The organism is Promicromonospora sp. MS192 (assembly GCF_049532985.1).
GTDB lineage: Bacteria > Actinomycetota > Actinomycetes > Actinomycetales > Cellulomonadaceae > Promicromonospora.
This window is the reverse complement of sequence record NZ_CP186693.1, coordinates 2,675,660-2,695,122: the sequence shown is the minus strand read 5'-3', so window position 1 is coordinate 2,695,122 and position 19,463 is coordinate 2,675,660. Positions and strand designations below refer to the sequence as shown.

Here is a 19,463-nt window from a genome sequence, read left to right as displayed (position 1 = left end):
GCATGTCCGACAGCACCAGGCCCGACAGCAACAGGCCCGACAGCAGCACGCCCGGGAACGACGGGCACGAGGTGGGCGACGACCTGCCCGAGCTCGACCTCGGCGACCTCGAGATCCCGGACGACCTGTCCTCCCTGACCGGCAGCGGCGAGCCCGAGTTCGCCGCGATCATCACGCAGATCGCCGGTGCCGAGCCGCTGGCCGCGGCCAGCTCGCTGGCGCAGCTCGACCTGGACGCGGTGCCGACCTCGATCGGCGCCGTCGGCGTGCTGCGCGACCGCTCGGGCGACGCACCCGAGCAGGCGGCCGCCGCGATCTCCCAGCTCGTCCGGGGCGTCCCGCTCGTCCTGGTGACCCGGACGGGTGAGCAGATGACGGCGGTGCGGTTCGCCGACGGCGTCCGCGGCGACGAGCTCGCGCCCGGCCTCGTGCTGGGCGGCGCGCCCGAGAGCGTCGTCGACCTGCTGACCGGCGCCACGAGCGTGGCCGACGCCGAGGGCGTGGTCGGCTCGACGTCGATCAGCAAGTTCAAGGCGGTGCGGATGCTGACCTCGGCGGCCCGCAAGGCTCGCAAGGGGCTCGGCAAGGGCGAGCCGGGCGCGAGCAGCACGGGCGGGGCCTGAGCATGGGCGCCCGCGTCGTCGTCCTCGACTACGGCTTCGGCAACGTCCGTTCCGCGGTCCGTGCCCTCGAACGCGTGGGCGCGGACGTCACGCTGACCGCCGACCGCGCTGCCGCCCAGGACGCGGACGGCCTGGTCGTGCCGGGCGTGGGCGCGTTCGCCGCCTGCATGGCGGGCCTGACCGCGGTCCGCGGGCACGAGGTCGTGGGCCGCCGCCTGGCCGGCAACCGGCCGGTGCTCGGCATCTGCGTGGGCATGCAGGTCATGTTCGACGCGGGGGTGGAGCACGGCGAGCGCGCCGAGGGCATCGGCGAGTGGCCGGGCGTCGTCGAGCGGCTCCAGGCACCCGTCGTCCCGCACATGGGCTGGTCGCCGGTCGAGGTGCCGGAGGGCTCGGTCCTGTTCGACGGCATCGCCGACGAACGCTTCTACTTCGTGCACTCCTACGCCGCCCAGACCTTCACCAAGGGCCACGACGAGAACGCCGTGAGCCGGTTCCGCCCGCCGCGGGTGACCTGGGCGGACCACGGCGGCCGCTTCGTCGCCGCGGTGGAGGACGGCCCCTTGTCGGCCACCCAGTTCCACCCGGAGAAGTCGGGCGACGCGGGCTCGGAGCTCCTGAAGAACTGGCTGACCACCCTGGCCTGACCGTTGAGTGCTGGACATTCGCCCTTCTGGCACACGAAAGAGGGCGAATGTCCAGCACTCAACAATCCAACCTGAGAGATTGTGGAGAGAGATGACCGAGCGACTTGTGCTGCTGCCCGCCGTCGACGTGGCCGACGGCCAGGCCGTGCGCCTCGTCCAGGGGGAGGCCGGGTCGGAGACGTCGTACGGCGACCCGCTGACGGCCGCGCTGGACTGGCAGGCCGGTGGCGCCGAGTGGGTGCACCTCGTGGACCTCGACGCCGCGTTCGGCCGCGGCTCCAACGCCGAGCTCCTGGCCCGCGTGGTCGGCGAGCTCGACGTGCAGGTCGAGCTGTCCGGCGGCATCCGTGACGACGAGTCGCTGGAGCGGGCCCTGGCCACCGGCGCGCGCCGCGTCAACCTCGGCACCGCCGCACTGGAGGACCCGGCCTGGACCGCGAAGGCCATCGCGGAGCACGGCGACCGCGTCGCCGTGGGCCTCGACGTGCGCGGCACCACGCTCGCCGCACGCGGCTGGACCAAGGAGGGCGGCGACCTCTGGGAGGTGCTCGCCCGCCTCGACGAGGCCGGCTGCGCCCGCTACGTGGTCACCGACGTGACCAAGGACGGCACCCTGCGCGGCCCCAACCTCGACCTGCTGTCCGACGTCGCCGCGCGCACCACCGCGCACGTCGTCGCCTCGGGTGGCATCTCCTCGCTCGACGACCTGCGCGCCCTGCGCGAGCTCGGCACCATCGAGGGCGCCGTGGTCGGCAAGGCCCTGTACGCGGGCGCGTTCACCCTGCCGCAGGCGCTCGACGTGGCGGGCCGCCCGGGCACCGCCGGGGACGCCGCGTGAAGTCGATCCAGCCCTCCAGCCAGTTCGCGGGCGACGACGGCTCGGCGGACGCCGAGCTGACCCGGCTGCTCGCCGGTCACACGACGGGGACGGTGCCGCTGCGCGACGTCGTCGCCCGGCTGGCCGAGACCCGGGTGCTGGTGCCGGTGCTGGCCGAGCTCGGCGTCGCGGAGCAGAACCCCGACGGGCTCACGGTCGACAAGGAGGCGTCCTCCGGTGTCGTCGCGCTGGAGGCCCCGGACGGGCGGCGGGCCCTGCCGGTGTTCACGTCCGTCGAGACCATGCGGGCCTGGCGCGCGGACGCCCGGCCGGTGCCCGTCGAGGCGACGCGTGCCGCGCTGTCCGCGGTGAACGAGAACTGGGCCCTGATCGTGGTGGACCCCGCCGGGCCCGCCACGGCGCTGGTGCCGCGCCCCGCCGTCTGGGCCCTGGCGCAGGGTCAGTCCTGGCAGCCCGCCCTGGTGCCGCACGAGGACGGGATCGTCGTGGACCCGGAGGTCGCCTCCGAGGTGGCCGTCGCCGCCGGGCCGGTGCAGCACGTGGTGCGCGCGCACGCCGAGCCGGGCCGCACGGCGGAGGTCGCGGTCGTGCTCGCCCTCGACCCCGGCCTGGACCGCGCAGGGCTCGACGCCGTGCTGGGCCAGGTCAACGCCCGGCTGGCGGCGTCCGAGGTGATCTCGTCGCGCGTGGACTCCCTGGAGCTCCGCATCGGCGCGGCCCGCTGAGCCGCGGGCGGTGCGGCAGCGACCGGTACCGCAAGCGATCGGCACAGGACCGGCACAGCCGCGACCATGCACCTGCTGCCAGGACGAGCCTCGTCCTGGCAGCAGGTGCATGCTCGTCCCAGCCGGGCCCTAACAGCCCTTCGCCGGGGTGAACGCCGTGTCGTCGGCCAGCATCTCCTGGAGCGTCGACAGGGGCACCAGCAGGCTGTTGTCGTCGGCCGTCTTGGCGTAGACCACGCCGATCACGCGGCCCTTGGCGTCCAGCGCGGCCGATCCGGACGAGCCCGGCTCGACCGGGGCGTCGGTGAGCAGCACCTCGCCCAGGTTCGCGTTCAGCGGGTCGCGGGTGGTGCCCATCACCGCGCCCTCCGTCACCGTGAGCTCGCCGCCGGCGGGGTAGCCCACGACCGTGACCGGGTCGCCCGGCTCGGGGTCGGCCTCGGCCAGCTTCGGGTACGAGGGCAGGGGGTCGGTGGTGCGGACCACGGCGAGGTCGGCCAGGCCCGCCGTCGACGTCGCGCCCACGGTGATGTCGTGCCCGTCGTAGGTGCTGACCTCCAGGTCCCGCGAGTCCGCGACCACGTGCTTGTTGGTGATCAGCGTGTGGTCGTCGATGGCGAAGCCCGAGCCCGTCGACAGCTCCTCGCAGCCCACGTTGCGGATGCGCACGGCCATGCGCTCCACGGCGTCGAACCCGTCGGGACTGAGGGCGTCGCCGCCCGCGGCGGGGGACAGGCCGACCGGTGCCGAGGGCACGATGTCGCTCGGCACCGGGTCCGGCAGGGGCGGCAGCACACCGCAGCCGGCCAGCGATCCGGACAGCAGGGACCCGCCCAGCGCGGCGGCGGCGACCGCCCGCCCCACCCGGGACGCCCGGCCCGCCCCCGAGCGGACCGTCCCCCTCACGGGCGCAGCTCCTGCTGCAGCGTCTGGTTCGCCTGCTCGGCCTCGTCGCACAGCGCGTTGACCTGGCGCTCGTACCGGCGCAGGTCCTCGGCCTGGTACTGGTCGGCCTCCTTGAGGTAGCCGACGAGCTGCTCCTGACCGGACACGCACTGCCCCAGGGCGGACGCCACGGTGCCCGCGGCCGCGCTCACCTGCGTCTGGTAGTCCAGGTACTGCTGGGAGGCGACGTTCTCGTCACCGAGCTGCGCCTTCTCGTTGGCCAGGTCCGTGATGCGCGCCGTCGCCGTGGAGAGCTGGTCCCGGGCGGCCTGCAGCTCGGACCCGGCGGCGTCGAGCTGCATGCGCAGCGTGGCCACCTCCTCGGCGTACTCGTGAGCCTTCTCCTCCCACTCGGCGGCGTTGCGCTGCCAGCGGACCGTCGTCACCCACAGGTACGCGCCGACGGCGATCGTGGCCACCAGGAGCACGGCGAGCCAGCGCGAGCCACGACGTGGCCCGGGGGCGGGCACGGGCCCGGGGGCCGTCACGACGGGAGCCTCGGTCATCAGACGACGGAACCCGTGTACTTCTCGCCCGGCCCCTCGCCCGGCGCGTCGGGGATGACCGACGCCTCGCGGAACGCGAGCTGGAGGCTGCGCAGCCCGTCCCGCAGCGAGCGGGCGTGCTGGTTGCCGATGTCCGGTGCGCTCGCGACCACCAGCGCGGCCAGGGCGGTGATCAGCTTGCGGGCCTCGTCGAGGTCCTTGAGCTCTTCGGCGTCGTCACCCTCGGCCAGGCCGCACTTGACCGCCGCGGCGCTCATCAGGTGCACGGCGGCGGTGGTGATGACCTCGACCGCCGCAACCTCCGCGATATCGCGTGTTGCCTGGTCAGCGCCCATGCCGGCGCCTGTGCCCGTGCCTTCACCGGGGACGGTGCCGGTGGGTGTCTCGTCGGTGCTGCTCATGGGGACCATCCTTTCATCCCCTCGGGGGTGCGGACGCCCCGCGAGCGAGCCTGCCGGTGTGGGTTAGCCTGCGTGCGTTCAACGGCGACACAGGGGGAGGCCCTCTTCGATGCACGACGACATCACTCTGACCACCGGGCGCGCGACGCGCGTCCTCACAGAGCGCATCTGGCCGGCGGTCCACGGGACGTCCGTCCCGCTGGAGGTCGAGTGGCACGCCCTGCCCGGGGAGCCGATCCCCCCGGCGGACGGGCTCGCCCTCGCGATGGAGCCCTACGAGGTCGGCACCCCGTGGGGTCCGGCCTGGGGCACGACCTGGTTCCGGCTCACGGGCACGGTGCCCCCGGAGTGGGCCGGCCGCACGGTCGAGGCGGTGCTCGACCTCGGCTTCGACAGCAGCATGCCCGGCTTCCAGGCCGAGGCGCTCGTCTACCGGCCCGACGGCACCACGGTGAAGTCCATCAATCCCCGCAACCAGCACGTTCCCGTGGTGGACGCGGCGGTGGGCGGCGAACGGGTCGAGCTGTTCCTGGAGGCGGCCTCCAACCCGGTGCTGCTCGGGCACGACATGTTCCGCCAGACCCAGGAGGGCGACGTCCGCACGTCGTCCCGGCGCCCGCTGTACGCCACGCGGCGCCTGGACCTCGCGGTCTTCGACGCCGAGGTGCACGAGCTCGCCCTCGACGTCGAGGTGCTCCTGGAGCTCCAGGCGGAGCTGCCCGCGGGCCCGCGCCGCATGCGCGTGCTCCAAGCGCTCGACGACGCCCTGGACGTGCTCGACCTGCAGCGCATCGGTGAGACGGCAGCGGCGGGCCGTGCGGCGCTCGCGGACGTGCTGGCCAGCCCTGCGGAGGCCAGCGCCCACGAGATCTCCGCCGTCGGGCACGCGCACATCGACTCGGCCTGGCTGTGGCCGGTGCGCGAGACGATCCGCAAGGTCGCGCGCACGACGTCGTCCATGGCCGACCTGATCGACCGCACGGACGACTTCGTGTACGGCATGTCGTCGGCGCAGCAGTACGCCTGGGTCAAGGAGCACCGCCCCGAGGTGTGGGCGCGGGTCAAGGAGGCCGTGGCCAAGGGCCGGTTCCTGCCGCTGGGCGGCATGTGGGTCGAGTCCGACACCGTGATGCCCTCGGGCGAGGCGCTGGTGCGCCAGTTCTCGCAGGGGCAGCGGTTCTTCGAGCGGGAGTTCGGCGTGCGGTCCCACGGCGTGTGGCTGCCGGACTCGTTCGGCTACTCGCCGGCCCTGCCGCAGCTCGTCCGCCGTGCCGGGTTCGACTGGTTCTTCACGCAGAAGATCTCCTGGAACCAGGTCAACGTCTTTCCGCACCACACGTTCTGGTGGGAGGGCATCGACGGCTCGCGCGTGCTCACGCACTTCCCGCCCATGGACACCTACAACTCGCGGCTCTCGGGCGAGGAGCTCAGCAAGGCGACCCGCCAGTTCCGCGAGGCGCGGCGCGCCACGGGCTCGATCGCACCCGTCGGCTACGGCGACGGCGGCGGCGGCACCACCCGCGAGATGACGGGCAAGGCGCAGCGCCTGGCCGATCTCGAGGGCAGCGCGAAGGTCCGCTGGGAGCACCCCGACGCGTTCTTCGAGCGGGCGCGCACGGAGCTCGACGCTGCCAGGCACGGTGACAGCGCTGTCTGGGTGGGCGAGCTCTACCTGGAGCTGCACCGCGCGACGCTCACCTCGCAGCACAAGACCAAGCAGGGCAACCGCCGCAACGAGCAGCTCCTGGTCGAGGCCGAGGCGTGGGCGGCGACGGCGTCGGCCCGGACGGGGGCCGACTACCCCTACGAGGAGCTGGACGCGCTGTGGCAGCAGGTGCTGCTCATGCAGTTCCACGACATCCTGCCGGGCACGTCCGTGGCCTGGGTGCACCGCGAGGCCGTGGAGCGGCACGCGGCGGTCACCGCCGGCGCCCAGGACATCATCGAGCGTTCCCTGCGGGCCCTGGTCGGTGAGGGGGACGTGGCCCTGCGGGCCAACCCGGCCGCGTTCGCGCAGGCGGGCGTACCCGCCCTCGGCGTGGGCCCCGCACAGGCGCCGACGGCGGCGGCGAGCACCCTGGCGGAGCTCGACGGCGGCGGGTACGTGCTCGCCAACGACCTGGTCCGGATCACGCTGGACGCCGCCGGTCACGTGACCTCGGCGGTGGACCTGGCCACGGGGCGCGACGCCGTGGCACCCGGCCGGGACGCCAACGTGCTGCAGCTCCACCAGGACTTCCCCAACAAGTGGGACGCCTGGGACGTGGACCGGTTCTACCGCAACTCGGTGACCGACCTGCGCGAGGCCGAGAAGGTCTCGGCCGCCGTGGAGGACGGCGTGGCCGTGGTCCGGGTGCACCGGGTGTTCTCGGCGTCCAGCCTGGACCAGGTGCTGACGCTGGCGCCGGGCTCCCGGACGCTGGAGGTCACGATGGCCACCGACTGGCACGAGACCGAGAAGTTCCTCAAGGTCGCGTTCCCGCTCGACGTGCGCGCCGAGCACGTGGCGGCCGAGACCCAGTTCGGCTTCCACCAGCGGGCCACGCACACCAACACGAGCTGGGAGGCCGCCAAGTTCGAGACCTCCATGCACCGGTGGGTGCTGGCACAGGAGCCGGGCTTCGGCGTCGGCCTGGTCAACGACTCCGTGTACGGCTACGACGTGACCCGCGAGGTGTCCGACGACGGCGTGGCCCCGGCCCCGGGCGCACCGGACGTGACGACCACCGTGCGTCTGTCGCTGCTGCGCGCCCCGCGGTTCCCCGACCCGGAGACGGACCAGGGCGTGCAGACCCACCGGTACGGCCTGGTGGTGGGCGTCGACACGGCGGCCGCGACCGAGGCGGGCGCGACGTTCGGCGCGCGGCCGCGTGAGCTGCGCGGCGGGTCCGCCGTCGAACCGCTGGTCGCCGTGGCCGGTGGCGTGACGCTGTCTGCGGTCAAGCTCGCCGACGACCGCTCGGGCGACCTCGTGGTGCGCGTCTACGAGGCGCTCGGCCGCCGCGCGTCGGGCACCGTGACGGTCGCGGCCCCCGTGGCCGGGGCGCGGGCGGTCAGCCTCATCGAGGACGACCTGGCCGACGCCGTGGTGCCGGTGACCGACGGCGCCGTCACCGTCGACCTGGGCCCGTTCGAGGTGCGCACCCTTCGCTTCACGCGGGCGTAGGGCGGGCCCGCCCCGCACACCCGCGCGCCGTGCCGGACGCACAGGTCACCCGTGTGACCCGTGCGTCCGGCACGGTGCCGGGGCAGGCGCCCGCCCGTCTTGACACCGGTCCGGCCCGGCGGGACTCTGGGCGCGCTGAAGCGCACTCGTCGCGGTGGCGACGGCATCCCTCAGGACGCGACGGGGCTTCTGCTGGAAGGAACTGCGATGAACTCAGCCAGGACCGGGGCCGCGGGCCTCGCCCTGACCGTGCTGGTCGCCGTCGGCGGCTGCACCCTCGGCGGAGCGGACGCCCCGCAGGACGCCACCGGGCGGGACGACGCCGTCGTGGACGTCCCGGGCGACGTGACGGGTGCGGTCACGCTCCAGACGTGGTCGCTCACGCCGAAGTACACCGCGTACGTCGAAGGCGTGATCGCCGACTTCGAGGCGACGTACCCCGGCACCGAGGTGACGTGGCTCGACCAGCCGGGCGACGGCTACTCGGAGAAGGTGCTCGCCCAGGCCGCGGCCGGTGAGCTGCCGGACGTGACGAACCTGCCGCCCGACTTCGCGCTGCCGCTGGCGCGCGAGGGCCTGATCGAGGACCTCTCGGCCCTGGACGACACCCTCGCGGACACCTATGTGCCCGGCGCGGTGGACGCGTACCGGTACCGGGGCGTGGAGGGCGTCTTCGGCTACCCCTGGTACCTGACCACCGACGTGAACTACTGGAACACCGAGATGTTCGAGGCGGCCGGCCTCGACCCCGCGGCGCCGCCCACGTCGCTCGAGGAGCTCGTGGCCCAGGCCCGGACCATGAAGGAGGCGACCGGCGCCTACCTGATGAGCCGCAAGCCCGGCCTGGGCGACTTCGCCGCCGCGGGCGTGCAGGTGCTCTCCGCGGACGGCACCGAGCTCACGTTCAACACCCCTGAGGCGGCCGCCGTCCTGGACGTCTACCGCGACGCGTACGCCGAGGGCCTGCTGCCCGACGACGTGCTCACCGACGCCTACCTCGGCAACAGCCGGCTCTTCGCCGAGGGCAGGGTGGCCTGGTCCACGGGCGGCGGCAACTTCATCGACAGCGTGCTGGCGGACAACCCCGCGCTGGAGGGCAAGATCACCGCGTCGCCGTCCATCGGGGCCACTCCGCTGTACGTTCAGGGCGTGTCGGTCTCCAGCCAGTCGCGCAACCAGCCGACGGCGCTCGCGCTGGCCCGGTTCCTGACCAGCGCGGCCAACCAGGAGGCGTTCGCCCAGCAGGTGCCCGGCGTCTTCCCGTCCACCGCCTCCTCGCAGGAGGACGCCGCACCGGCCGCGGGCGGCGACACCCCGCAGGACGTCGCGAAGCAGATCGCGTTCAGCCACCTCGCCACCGCGCAGGTGCTGCAGCCGGTCGAGGTCGACGAGGCGATGACCACCATCATCAACCAGCAGCTCGCGGCGGCCATCGCGGGCGACAGGTCCTCGCAGGAGGCCCTCGACGCAGCGGTCGAGGAGTGCAACAGGCTGCTCGCCGACCAGTGAGCTCTCCGATCGTGTCCCGGGGCGGCTGCCGGCCGGCCTCGTGACGCCGCGCGCTCACCCCCACGACACCCGCACGACAGTGCCGGCGGATCTCGCGCAGGACGAGGCCGCGGCAGCAACCAGGGCGCTGGTCGCCCACGACGAAAGGCCCACCGCCATCGTGTACGACTCCGACGTGACCGCGCTCGCGGCCGTCACCGTGCCAGCCGAGCCCGCCCAGACCCTGGGGGTGGTGGCATGACCGGGCCCGCACACGTCCCCGCGGGCCGCCCCGGCGCCGGGCTGACCAGCGAGCACGCGCGGCTGGTCAGCCACGAGGGCCCCGGCCGCACGGTCGTGGTCGACGACCTCGACGTGCCCCTCGCACCGGGCCTGCTCCTGCGCTGGGCGGTCCTGCCCGTGCTCGACGACGAGCTCACCTACCGTTCCACCCACGTGGCCGTCGACCTCCAGCTCGACGACGGCACCTGGCTCGGGGCGACCGACGCCGGGCGTGGCCTGACCGACCAGCACGGCATGCCGGCGTCCGCCACGGGACAGGGGGAGGCCCGGATCCTGGTGCCCGACCACTGGAACGCGGTGCGCGTCGACCTGGACGCCGCGGCGGAACACCTGGCCGGTCGCCGCGTGCGCGCCGCGGCCCTGGTCACCGCACCGCCGGACGGCGGGCGCACCGAGGTGTGGCTGGACGAGGTGAGCGTCGGACCGCGGCCCGAGCGCACCGTCACCGGTCGTACCGACCTGGTGGACACCCGCCGGGGCACGCACTCCTCGGGCGCCTACTCGCGCGGCAACAACGTGCCGGCGGCCGCGGTGCCCAACGGCTTCACGATGTGGGTGCCGCTCACGGATGCCGCCACGGAACGGTGGCTGTACTCCTGGGCCGCGCACAACGGCCCGGACAACCGGCCCCGCCTGCAGGGCATCGGCATCTCGCACGAGCCGAGCCCGTGGATGGGTGACCGGGACCAGCTCGCGTTCCACCTGGTCCCGGCCCGGACGGACGACGACGGCACGACCGACGTGCCCGACGCCGGCCTCGCCGCCCGCGCCCTCGCCTTCTCCCACGACGCCGAGACCGCCCGCCCCCACCGGTACGCCGTCGACCTGGACGGCGGCGCCCGCGTGGCCGTCGCGGCGTCCGACCACGGCGGCCTGCTGCGGTTCACGTTCCCGCCCGGCGCCGCCACCGGCCACCTCGTGGTCGACGCCGTCAGCGACGCGGGAGCCGACGGCGCCCCCGTCGAGATCACCGTGCACGACGACGGCACGTTCACCGGCTGGAGCGACCACGGCAGCACGCTGTCCGTGGGGCGCTCCCGGATGTACGTCGTGGGGCGGATCTCGCGGCCGGTGCTGCGCAGCGGCCCGGCGCGCGGGCGCCCGTACGCCACCTACGCGACCGTCGCGCTGGACCCCGCGACCCGGCCGGGCGACGAGGCGGGCCGGACCGTCGACGTGCGTGTGGCGACGTCGTACATCAGCGAGGAGCTCGCCTGGCTGGCGCTGGAGCGCGAGGTGTCCGGCACCTTCGACGAGGTCGCCGAGGCGACCAGGGCCCTGTGGGAGGAGCGGCTCGGCGTGCTCGACGTCGAGGGCGCCACCGAGGAGCAGCAGGTCACGCTCTGCTCGAACCTCTACCGCCTGAACCTCTACCCGTCCTCCTACACGGAGGTGGGGGCGGACGGCGAGCCCGTGCACGCCTCGCCCGTGCTCGACGGTGCGCCCGTGCGCCCCGGCGAGATGTTCGTCAACCACGGCTTCTGGGACACCTACCGCACCTGCTGGCCCGCCTACGCCCTGCTCTACCCGGAGATCGCCGCGCGGCTCGCGGACGGTTTCGTGCAGCAGTACCGCGAGGGTGGCTGGGTGGCCCGGTGGTCGTCCCCGGGCTACGCCGACCTCATGACCGGCACGTCGTCCGACGTCGCGTTCGCCGACCTGCACCTGCGCGGCGTCGACCTGCCCGACCCGCTGGACACCTACGACGCCGGGCTGCGCAACGCGACCGCCCTGCCGACCCTGCCGGGGGTGGGCCGCAAGGGCCAGGCCTTCGCGCTCACCCGCGGCTGGGTGCCCCGGGACGTGGACGAGTCGGTCTCCTGGGGGCTGGAGGGCTACATCAACGACGCGGGCCTGGCGCGGATGGCACGGGCGCTCGCGGACGCCCCCGGCACCCCGGACGAGCGCCGCCGCGCGCTGCGCGACGAGGCCGCCTACCTGCACCAGAGCTCCCTGGGGTACGTGCACCTGTTCGACCCGGACACGGGCTTCTTCCGGGGCCGCGGCCGGGACGGGGCGTTCGCGCCGGGCCCGTTCGACCCCGACGAGTGGGGCGGCGACTACACCGAGTCCGACGCCTGGAACTTCCTGTTCCACCCGGTGCACGACGGTCCGGGGCTGGCCGCCCTGCACGGCGGCCCCGCCGGGCTGGAGGCTCTGCTGGAGCGCTTCTTCGCCACGCCGGAGCGGGCGGACAAGCCCGGCTCCTACGGGTCGGTGATCCACGAGATGGTCGAGGCGCGTGACGTGCGGCTGGGCCAGCTCGGCCAGTCCAACCAGGTCTCCCACCACATCCCGTACGTGTGGCTCTTCGCGGGCCGCCCGGACCGCACCCAGGAGACCGTGCGGGAGATCCTGGCGCGGCTGTGGACGGGCAGCGAGATCGGCCAGGGCTACCACGGCGACGAGGACAACGGGGAGATGTCGGCCTGGTACGTCCTGTCCGCCCTGGGGCTGTACCCGCTGGAGATCGGCTCGTCGCGCTGGGCCGTGGGCTCGCCGCTCTTCGAGCGGGCGGTGGTGCACCGGCCCGACGGCGACCTCGTGGTCGAGGCACCGGGCGCGGCCGGCCGCTGGTACGTGGCCGGCCTGGACCTGTCCGACGGCGCAGGTACGACCCGGGAGGTCACCGCGCCGTCGGTGGAGCACGCCGACCTGACCGGGGGAGCGACGCTGCGGTTCAGCCTGTCCGGGACGCCGGCCCGCTGGGGTGCGCAGGTGGCGCCGGCGGCCGCCGACCGGCCCTGGGAGCGCGCCGAGGGCGGGTGGTCGTCCGCCGGCCGCCCGCTCCCGGGGCTGACCGACGGGGACCTCACGACGGCCGTCGACGTGGCGGGGGCGCTCGTGTGGCAGCCGTCCGGGGACCTGCCCCAGGGTGCTGTGCTGCGGGGGTACACGGTGACGTCCGGGCCCGGGGACGCGGGGGCGCCGCCGTCGGGCTGGCGTCTGGTGGCCGAGGACGGGCGCGTGCTGGACGAGCGCTCGGGGGAGCGGTGGCGGTGGCCGGGCCAGCTGCGCCCGTTCGTGCTCGACGAGCCCGTGCCGCTGACGGGACTCCGGCTGGAACCGGCCGACGGCGGCCTGGTCACCCAGATCGAGCTGCTGACGAGCTGACGCTCCGGGGGCGCCGGAGGCGGCGGCGGGCGGAGGCGGGCGCAAAAGTGCGCTTCTACCCAGTCATCAGGCCCGGAAACCCATCGGTTTCCGGGCCTGATGACTGGGTAGAAGCGCACTCTGCGTGGCGTGGGCGCATCGGGGAGGTCCCGGCATGTGAGATCCGGGAAAGGATCGTTGACTTCTATGGGTTCCATTCGTATCTTCTAGGCATCGAGATCTACCGTACTTATCCGACCGGAAAGGTATAGAAAACCTCGACAGGTCATGAGTTCCGACGCGAAGCCCCGGCTGGTCGGACGGCAACCCCCCGCGCGGGTGGGTGCCCCGGGTGAGGACCAGGTCCACCGCCGCCGGCGGTGACAACACGCGTCGCTCGCCGATGGGCGAGCAGGTGAGGAGAACGACGATGACCCGGAGCGCTGCCCCCGCCGTCCACGTGTCCCTGCCGTCCCGGAACGTCTGCACGCGGGCTGGTGCCGCCCCGCGCGAGGGCATGTGTTGCCGCTGTTCCTGTCGCTGAACCCGACAGTGACGGCCTGATCGCGACGTCCCTGTCGCGACAGTGCCCGACGTGCTGACCGGCCGCCACCGGTCCGCCGCCCGCTCTCGGCGCCGAATGCCGAGCCCCGGCCGCACCAGGCCCTCACGTTCCTGACCGGACGTCTCACTCCTGCCTCCCGGCAGCCACGCTCCCGGGCGACCCCAGGCACCGTCGTGCACCTGGCACGACGGCGGGGGCCTGCCCGGGTGCCGTCGCGCCGCAGCCCGAACGGAGCCCCGCCGTGCCGTACCCGCCGCAGCCCACGTCCCTGTCCACCGCCCTCTCGCCCCGTCCCGTCGTGCTCGGCGTGGACCTCACCTCCGCCGGCGCCCGCCCCGGTGCGCACCGGGCACGTGGCCCGGTCGCGCCGCGCCCGTTCGACGGCGAGCGGTTCCTGCACCTGGTGCGGACCGCCGACCGCGGCCTGCTCGACTTCGTCAGCCTCGACGAGGGCTTCCTGCTCCACCCGGGGCGCAGCCAGGTCACCGGCCGTCTCGACACGGCCGTCGCCGCGGCCCGCGCCGCGCGGGTCACCGACGGCATCGGCCTGATCGCCGCCGTCGACACGGTGCACGTGGAGGCGGCCCACGCCGCCGTCGCCCTGAGCAGCATCGACCGCGCCAGCGGCGGCCGGGCCGGCTGGCAGGCCGTACGCCAGGTCACGCTCCCCGAGCCCGACGAGGCCTGGGCCACGCGGGTCGAGCTCGGCATCCAGGCCGTGACCCAGGTGTGGACCGGCCGTCCCGGCAGCGGTGCGGGAGCGGTCGAGCTCGACGCCGAGGGCCGGTTCCGCGTGGACCACGACGGCATCCGGTTCGCCGTCCGCGGCCGTCCCGCCGACGGCGGCACCCCGCCGCCCCGGACGCCCCCGCCCGTCGTGGTGCGCGTGCGCTCCGAGGCGAGCGCGGCGCTGGCCGGCCGCACCGCCGACGTCGCCCGGATCGCGGTGACGGACGCCGGGCACGCGGTGCGGCTGCGCCGCCTCGTGCGCGACTCGGCCCTGTCCGCCGGACGCGACCCCGAGGACGTGCGGGTGCTCGCCGAGGTGTACGTCGTGCTCTCCACGGAGCGGGCCGGAGCCCGCGCGCGGCTGGAGCTCGTGGAGGCGCTGGAGGGCACCGCCCCCATGGGCGACGGGCTCGTGGTCGCCGACACCCCGGACGAGCTGGCCACCCTGATCGCCGACTGGGCGACGGTCGGCGCCGTCGACGGGTTCCTGCTGCGGCCCTCCTCGCTCAGCTCGGACCTCGACACCATCACCGACCACCTGGTGCCCGCGCTCCAGCACGCGGGCCTGTTCCGCACCGAGCGGACCGGGACGACACTGCGCGGCGCGCTCCGGCTGCCCGACGCGGCGACGGTCGCCCGTGAGCTGCGCACCGGGCGGCTGCTGAGCGCCTGAGCACCTGGCAAACCGCCCACCGCACCGTACGAACTGCCCACCGCACCGTACGAACGACCTGAGGAGACCACCATGACCACGTCTGAGCCGACCACGTCCGAGCCGACCATCTCCGCGCCGACCACGTCCGCGTCGATCGAGAAGGCCACCCCCGAGCTTCAGGCCCCCGACGTCGCGGGCGCCAAGGTTGCCCGCGGCGCCCTGCTGATCGACGTGCGCTCGGCCGCCGGCCGGGCGTCGGCGGGCGAGATCCCGGGGGCGACGCTCGCGGACCGGAACAACCTCGACGCCCTGTTCGGCCCGTCGGACAACCCGGCCATCACCCTCGACACGCCCGTCGTGATCGTGTGCGGCTCGGTGGACGGCTCCGGCCCGGTCGCCGAGGCGCTGGCCGCGCGCGGATACACCGACGTCTCGCACGTCGACGGCGGCTTTCCCGCCTGGAAGAAGGCGGGCCTGCCCGCGACCGACGCCGCCGAACCGAGCGCGGCACCATGACGGGCTTCGCCACCCGGCAGGTGCACGCCCGCAGCACCGGGCGGGACGACGCGGGGCACGCCACCGGCACGTCCGGTACGGCACCGTCCGGTACGACACCGTCCGGTCGCGGAATGCCGTCCCGCGTGGTGCCCCGCGCCACACCCGTGTACCTGACCGCCGGGTTCGAGTTCGAGGAGTGGGAGCAGGCCGCCGGGCACTTCGGCGCGGGCGAGGGCTTCGCCTACACGCGCACCGGCAACCCGACCACGGCCGCGGTCGAGCAGCGGATCGCCGCGCTGGAGGGCGGCGCCGACGCGCTGTTCCTGGCCAGCGGGCAGGCGGCCGTCACGGTCGCGCTGCTCGGCCTGGTCGCGGCCGGGCAGCGGGTGCTCGCCGCGTCCAGCATCTACGAGGGCACGCGCGGGCTGCTCCTGGAGAACCTGCCGCGCCTCGGCATCGAGGCCGACTTCGTGGACGACGCCGCCGACCCCGCCGCCTGGGCGCGCGCCATCCGGCCCGAGACGCGCGTGCTGTTCCTGGAGTCGATCCCGAACGCCCGCAACGACCTGCCCGACCTCGCCGCCGTGGCCGACGTCGCGCACGCCCACGGGCTGGCGCTGGTCGTGGACAACACGCTGGCCACGCCCTACCTGCTGCGCCCGATCGAGCACGGCGCCGACGTCGTGGTGCACTCCGCCAGCAAGTTCCTGGCGGGGCACGGCTCGGTGCTGGGCGGCGTCGTCGTCGACGCCGGGACGTTCGACGCACGCACCGCGGGCGCGCTGTACCCGCACCTGGTCGCGCCGTCGCGCACGGGCGGACCCGGCGTGGCCGACCGGCACGGCGGGCTGGCCCGCCTGGCCTACCTCCGCGAGACCGTGGCACCCCGGTTCGGGCCCACGCCGTCGCCGCTGAACGCGTTCCTCGTGGGCCAGGGCATCGAGACGCTGTCGCTGCGGGTGGCGCGGCAGAGCGCGTCGGCCCTGGAGGTGGCGCGCTGGCTGGCGTTCCGGCCCGAGGTGGCGTCGGTGGACTACTCGGGGCTCGACTCCAGCCCGTCGCACGCGCTGGCCAAGCGGTACCTGCCGGACGGCCAGGGCTCCGTGTTCACCTTCACGCTGCACGGCGGCGCCCCCGCGGCGCGCGCCCTCGTGGAGGCCGTCGAGGTGTTCACGCACATGACCCACATCGGCGACGTCCGCTCGCTCGTGCTGCACCCCGAGAGCACCAGCCACGTGCTGCGCACCCCCGCCGAGCGGGCCGCCTCCGGCATCCACCCGGGCACGCTGCGCCTGTCGGTGGGTATCGAGGACCTGCCCGACCTGATCGCCGACCTCGAGCGGGGTCTCGCGGCCGCACGTCGCGCCGCCGGCCCCGGCGCCGCCGGCGCGAGCACCACACGCAAGGAGACACCATGACCCGCCAGCAGCACCTCGGCTGGTTCCTGGCCCGCGGCTTCGGGCCGCACGGCTGGGGCCACGACTACCTGGACTGGAACTACGACTGGACCCGGCCCGACCTCTACGTCGAGTCCGCCCGCGCCCTGGAGCAGGCGGGCGTGGACCTGCTGATCATCGAGGACGCCCCGTCGCTCGGCAGCCCCGAGACCATCGACCTGCGGGTGCGACACGCGTTCGGCGGCCCCAAGCACGACCCGCTGCTGCTGGCCCCGTACCTGTTCGCCGCGACCCAGCACCTCGGCATCGTGCCGACGGTCAACCCCGCCGCCGTGCTGCCCTACACCGGGGCGAGGCAGCTCGCGACGCTCCAGCATCTCTCGGGCGGCCGGTTCGGCCTCAACCTCGTGACCGACACCGGCAGCGCTCGCCACTTCTCCGCCGCCCCGCCGCTGGGCCACGACGCCGCGTACGACCGCGCCGAGGAGTGGCTCGACGGCGTCCGTTCGCTGTGGCGCTCCTGGGACGACGGCGCGCTGCTGGCCGACCCGGGCACCGTCGGACCGGACGGGGCGCGGGCCGGCGGGCGGTATGCCGACGGCGGCCTGCTGCGACCCGTGCGGCACCGCGGCGAGCACTACGCCTTCGACGGCCCGCTCAACGCGCTCCCGTTCGACGGCGGGGCCGACGGCGAGCCCGTGATCGTCTCGCCCGGCGGCTCGGGCCGCGGGCTGGCGTTCGCCGGTGCGAACAGCGACGTCCAGCTCGCGCTCGCGCCGCTCACCGAGTCGAGCGTGCGCGACTACCGGGCCCGCATCCACGCCTCCGCCCGGGCGGCAGGCCGCGCGCTGGAGCACGTCAAGGTGCTGTTCGCGATCAAGCCGGTGCTCGTGTCCAGCTCGGAAGAGGCCGACCGGCTGGTGGCGGCGTCGGCGGACCCGGACGACGCGACACTGCTGCGTATCGCCGAGCAGCAGTCCAGCGACCTGGAGACCGACCTGACGGCACTCGACCTCGACAAGCCGCTGCCCACGGGCCTGTTCGGCGACCACGTCTCGCACGGGTCCATCAAGCGGCTGGTGGGCGGGCACGACCTGGCCACCACGCCGCTGCGCGTGCTGCTCGGCGGGCTCGCCCGGCTGGGCCGCATCGCCGACCGCACGGGCTGGGTGGGCACCGCCGGCGAGCTCGCCGACCTCATCGAGGAGCTGGGGGAGTGGGGCAACGACGGCGTGCTGCTGTGGGGCGACCTGCACCCCGTCACCGTGCACCGCACGCTCGACGAGCTGGTCCCGATCCTGCGTCGGCGCGGGATCCTGCGCACCGAGTGGGCGGACGGCGGCCTGCGCGCCAACCTGCGGGCGTTCTGAGCGGAGCCCGCCCCTGCCCGCAGAAGTGCGCTTCAACCCAGTCATTCGGCCCGAAAACAGCTCTGTTTCGGGCCGAATCGCTGGGTAGAAGCGCACCGGCGGAACGGCTGCGGCAGAACGGTTACGCCGCGCCCACCGCTGCCGCCCGGCGCGTGAGCGGGGCGCGCAGGCCCAGGTGCTCGCGCAGCGTGGTACCCGTGTACGACGCCGGGTAGGCGCCCCGCTCCTGCAGCTCGGGCACCACCCGGTCGACGATGTCGTCCAGGCCCGACGGCACGATCCACGGGCTGATGTTGAACCCGTCGACGGCGCCGGTACGCACCCACCGGATCAGGTCCTCGGCCACGGCGGACGGCGTCCCCTGGAACCCGCGCTCTGCGCTGTTGCGCACCACGAGCTCCCGGATCGACAGGTGCTCCGCCTCCGCCAGGGCCCGCCACCGCGCCGCGATCTCGCGGGTCCGCGCGCCCGTGGTGGCCGAGCCACGCTCGCCGCCCAGCTCCTCGACGACCGGGTCGTGCGCGGGCAGCGGGCCGTCCGGGTCGTAGCCCGACAGGTCCTCGCCCCAGACGTTGCCGACGATCGAGAGCGCCGTGGCCGGGGTGACCTGGTTCCAGCGCACCCAGCGAGCCTTCTCCTCGGCGTCGGCGGGGGTGTCGCCCACGATGACGCCGGTGCCCGGGAAGATCTTGACGTCGTCCTTGGGGCGGCCGGCGGCCACGGTCCGTCGGCGGACGTCGGCGGCGAACTCCAGCGCCTCGGCCAGCACCGAGCCGTGGCGGGAGAAGATGACGTCCGCGTTGGCCGCCGCGAAGTCCCGGCCCTGCGGGGAGTCGCCCGCCTGGAAGATGATCGGGTGCCCCTGCGGGCTGCGCGGCGTGGTGGGGTCGAGCTCGACGTCGAACAGGGCGCTGTGCTCCGAGACGTGGGCCACCACCCCGCTGAACGCGTCGCTGCCCCCCGTCTCCGGGAAGGCGTCCCAGATCTGCCGCGCGACGTCGAGCTGCCCCTGCGCCCGCTCGTACCGCAGCGCGTGGTCGAGGTAGCCGCCGCGCCGGAAGTTGGCCCCGGTCCAGGCGTTGTCCGTGGTCACGACGTTCCAGGCGGCGCGGCCACCCGAGAGCACGTCGAGGCTCTGCAGGCGCCGGGCCAGGTCGGCCGGGTCGTTGTACGTCGTGTTCTGGGTGGCGACCAGGCCGATGTGCGTGGTGATCGCGGCCAGGGCGGCGAGCTGCGTGATCGCGTCCGGGCGACCCACGACGTCGAGGTCGTGCAGGGCGCCGCGCGACTCGCGCAGCCGCAGGCCCTCGCCCAGGAAGAACGCGTCGAACAGCCCGCGCTCGGCCGTGCGGATCACGCGCTCGAACGTCGCGAAGTCCGTCTGCGAGCCCGATTCCGGGTCCGACCAGATGGTGGTGTGGTTGACGCCCTGGAAGAAGACGCCGAAGTGCACCTGGGCGTCGGGGCGGGTGACGGGGAGATCGGGACGGTGGTCGGGCAGGGTCATGGCGGGC

At 74.5% G+C, this 19,463-nt stretch carries 16 protein-coding genes and 1 riboswitch; of the genes, 12 read left to right on the top strand and 4 right to left on the bottom strand.

All coding sequences use genetic code 11. The annotated features are described in order from the left end of the window. Positions 1-2: 2 nt before the first annotated feature. The 4 genes from ACO229_RS12165 to ACO229_RS12150 all read left to right on the top strand — a co-directional run bounded on the left by ACO229_RS12165 (position 3) and on the right by ACO229_RS12150 (position 2,833). Entirely contained in the window at positions 3-623 is a 621-nt protein-coding gene (locus tag ACO229_RS12165) for a hypothetical protein (RefSeq protein WP_397412744.1), read from the top strand. A gap of 2 nt (positions 624-625) precedes the next feature. Continuing rightward, positions 626-1,270, top strand: coding sequence for an imidazole glycerol phosphate synthase subunit HisH (gene hisH / locus ACO229_RS12160; RefSeq protein ID WP_397412742.1), 645 nt, complete (start codon positions 626-628; stop codon positions 1,268-1,270). A 91-nt stretch (positions 1,271-1,361) separates the two neighbouring features. Beyond that, positions 1,362-2,108 carry a bifunctional 1-(5-phosphoribosyl)-5-((5-phosphoribosylamino)methylideneamino)imidazole-4-carboxamide isomerase/phosphoribosylanthranilate isomerase PriA gene (gene priA / locus ACO229_RS12155; protein WP_397412740.1) on the top strand — a complete coding sequence of 249 codons (747 nt, stop codon included), beginning with the start codon at positions 1,362-1,364 and terminating at the stop codon, positions 2,106-2,108. After that, entirely contained in the window at positions 2,105-2,833 is a 729-nt protein-coding gene (locus ACO229_RS12150; protein WP_397412738.1) for an SseB family protein, read from the top strand. The genes priA and ACO229_RS12150 overlap by 4 nt, the downstream gene beginning before the upstream one ends. Before the next feature lie 129 nt (positions 2,834-2,962). Here ACO229_RS12150 and ACO229_RS12145 read toward each other — a convergent pair whose 3' ends face one another. From ACO229_RS12145 to ACO229_RS12135, 3 genes are read right to left on the bottom strand one after another with little or no spacing between them, the layout of a single operon-like run. Further along, on the bottom strand, positions 2,963-3,697 hold the full coding sequence (locus ACO229_RS12145) for a S1C family serine protease (RefSeq protein ID WP_397432539.1): 735 nt from the start codon (positions 3,695-3,697) through the stop codon (positions 2,963-2,965). A 38-nt stretch (positions 3,698-3,735) separates the two neighbouring features. Then, complete coding sequence (locus tag ACO229_RS12140) at positions 3,736-4,284, bottom strand: hypothetical protein (RefSeq protein ID WP_397412736.1); 549 nt, start codon at positions 4,282-4,284, stop codon at positions 3,736-3,738. Continuing rightward, positions 4,284-4,619 (bottom strand): DUF1844 domain-containing protein, encoded by a 336-nt coding sequence (locus tag ACO229_RS12135; RefSeq protein WP_119146276.1) that lies wholly within the window; start codon positions 4,617-4,619, stop codon positions 4,284-4,286. The genes ACO229_RS12140 and ACO229_RS12135 overlap by 1 nt, the downstream gene beginning before the upstream one ends. Positions 4,620-4,794: 175 nt before the next feature. Here ACO229_RS12135 and ACO229_RS12130 point away from each other — a divergent pair, with 175 nt between their 5' ends. The 8 genes from ACO229_RS12130 to ACO229_RS12095 all read left to right on the top strand — a co-directional run bounded on the left by ACO229_RS12130 (position 4,795) and on the right by ACO229_RS12095 (position 17,949). Beyond that, positions 4,795-7,851: an alpha-mannosidase gene (locus ACO229_RS12130; RefSeq protein WP_423465088.1), complete on the top strand. Its 3,057-nt coding sequence runs from the start codon at positions 4,795-4,797 to the stop codon at positions 7,849-7,851. A gap of 207 nt (positions 7,852-8,058) precedes the next feature. Next, positions 8,059-9,360, top strand: a complete 1,302-nt coding sequence (locus ACO229_RS12125; RefSeq protein WP_423465087.1) for an ABC transporter substrate-binding protein — start codon at positions 8,059-8,061, stop codon at positions 9,358-9,360. A 79-nt stretch (positions 9,361-9,439) separates the two neighbouring features. Beyond that, entirely contained in the window at positions 9,440-9,601 is a 162-nt protein-coding gene (locus tag ACO229_RS12120; RefSeq protein WP_423465086.1) for a hypothetical protein, read from the top strand. Further along, complete coding sequence (locus ACO229_RS12115; protein WP_423465085.1) at positions 9,598-12,756, top strand: GH92 family glycosyl hydrolase; 3,159 nt, start codon at positions 9,598-9,600, stop codon at positions 12,754-12,756. The genes ACO229_RS12120 and ACO229_RS12115 overlap by 4 nt, the downstream gene beginning before the upstream one ends. A 263-nt stretch (positions 12,757-13,019) precedes the next feature. Continuing rightward, positions 13,020-13,130: riboswitch (SAM riboswitch) on the top strand. A gap of 411 nt (positions 13,131-13,541) precedes the next feature. Then, positions 13,542-14,702, top strand: a complete 1,161-nt coding sequence (locus ACO229_RS12110) for an LLM class flavin-dependent oxidoreductase (protein WP_397432456.1) — start codon at positions 13,542-13,544, stop codon at positions 14,700-14,702. A gap of 72 nt (positions 14,703-14,774) precedes the next feature. Beyond that, positions 14,775-15,200: a rhodanese-like domain-containing protein gene (locus tag ACO229_RS12105; protein WP_423465084.1), complete on the top strand. Its 426-nt coding sequence runs from the start codon at positions 14,775-14,777 to the stop codon at positions 15,198-15,200. After that, positions 15,197-16,600, top strand: a complete 1,404-nt coding sequence (locus tag ACO229_RS12100) for an O-acetylhomoserine aminocarboxypropyltransferase/cysteine synthase family protein (protein ID WP_423465083.1) — start codon at positions 15,197-15,199, stop codon at positions 16,598-16,600. Before ACO229_RS12105 ends, ACO229_RS12100 begins: the two co-directional genes overlap by 4 nt. Continuing rightward, entirely contained in the window at positions 16,597-17,949 is a 1,353-nt protein-coding gene (locus ACO229_RS12095) for an LLM class flavin-dependent oxidoreductase (RefSeq protein WP_423465082.1), read from the top strand. The genes ACO229_RS12100 and ACO229_RS12095 overlap by 4 nt, the downstream gene beginning before the upstream one ends. Before the next feature lie 121 nt (positions 17,950-18,070). Here ACO229_RS12095 and ACO229_RS12090 read toward each other — a convergent pair whose 3' ends face one another. Beyond that, complete coding sequence (locus tag ACO229_RS12090; protein ID WP_423465081.1) at positions 18,071-19,456, bottom strand: NtaA/DmoA family FMN-dependent monooxygenase; 1,386 nt, start codon at positions 19,454-19,456, stop codon at positions 18,071-18,073. Positions 19,457-19,463 lie beyond the last annotated feature (7 nt).